This is a genomic window from Mesorhizobium sp. M7A.F.Ca.CA.001.10.2.1 (assembly GCF_003998575.1).
Taxonomy (GTDB): domain Bacteria; phylum Pseudomonadota; class Alphaproteobacteria; order Rhizobiales; family Rhizobiaceae; genus Mesorhizobium.
In genome coordinates, this window is record NZ_RZQY01001065.1 from 1 (window position 1) to 1,233 (window position 1,233).

The 1,233-nt window shown below is 60.9% G+C and carries 2 protein-coding genes; both read left to right on the top strand.

The window, feature by feature from the left end; all coding sequences use genetic code 11:
* Positions 1-335 precede the first annotated feature (335 nt).
* The gene (locus EN964_RS35090) at positions 336-602 is read left to right on the top strand and encodes a hypothetical protein (protein WP_236383061.1); all 267 of its coding nucleotides are present in this window, start codon (positions 336-338) and stop codon (positions 600-602) included.
* A 184-nt stretch (positions 603-786) separates the two neighbouring features.
* Positions 787-1,233 (top strand): M20/M25/M40 family metallo-hydrolase (locus EN964_RS35095; RefSeq protein ID WP_127277480.1); only part of this gene is annotated, 447 nt, incomplete at its 3' end.

Consider the following 1,233-nt stretch of genomic DNA (forward strand, 5'->3'; position numbering starts at 1 on the left):
CTCAAAATCGCGTGCGCAATCCGGCCGTTTGTTTTGGAGAACTGTGACTGCTGGTCGACAATGAGCCCAATGACATCTTGTGCATTGCGCTTGACGCCTGGGATGACCGTGTCATCATTAGGTTGTGATATGCGATTTTCTTGCGACGGATGGCGAGCCATTGAATATCTCCCTTTAGGTCGAGGTTTTGAATTAAACCGTCAGGGTGTCAACGTTTCTCTGAAACCTGATGCGTAACTTTACTTCATGAGGCCTTCAGCTTAGCTCGCCTCTCGTTCGAGTTGTTGCCACATGAACGCGTATAGCGTTCCGTCTATGACGTGGCCGGCGCGGTGATGACGCATGAACGGCCCGAAGATAATTTCACCCATGTCGCCGGCCGCGTCGCACATGTGCATTTCACCGACTCGGATGCCGGCGGCAGCCATCTTGCCTGGGGCGACGGCATCATCGATCTCGACAAGCTGGTCACCTATCTTCGCGGCCAGAGCTACGAGGATTCGCTGACCATCGGACTGACCAACTGGAAATACAACGTCGGCCCAACCCCGCCGCTGAAGCAGTTCGTCGAGGCCCTGCGCAAGGCCCTCTGTCCGGCATAGCTGGGAGGGCGCGGCATGGAGAGCAAATGCGTCCGGCAACGCGGCGTCCGGCTCGCCGGCCCGCTTATCTCGGGCAACGGTTCCTGTTGCACCTATGCTGCCGGCCAGAACGGCCATTGACAGTGCCGGCTGGGCAAGAGAGACGCGCGACTTCTCCCCGCCGGTTCAGTCAGGAAGGCTAGTCATGAAATCCTCATTCCCCGATCCAGATCACATCGCCCGCGCGGTCGATGACAATTTTGAAAGCCAGGTCGAACTGTTACAGCGGCTCGTCCGCGCGCCTTCGCTGCGCGGGCAGGAAGGCGCCGCGCAGGAGATCGTCGCCTCAGCGCTCGCCGAACGCGGCTATGCGGTGGAACGGTTCGGCATCGATATGCGGGCGATGGCCAATCATCCGGCCTTCTCGCCGGCGACGATCGACTATGCCGGCGCGTTCAACGTGGTCGGCAGGAAGACGCCGGCTTCGCAAGTCGGCCGCTCGCTGGCCCTGAACGCCCATGTCGACGTCGTGCCGACGGCGGACCCGTCACATTGGCGCTATCCGCCGTTTTCCGCCACCCGCGACGGCGATTGGCTCTACGGCCGCGGCGCCGGCGACATGAAGGCCGGGCTCATCGCCAACATCTTCGCT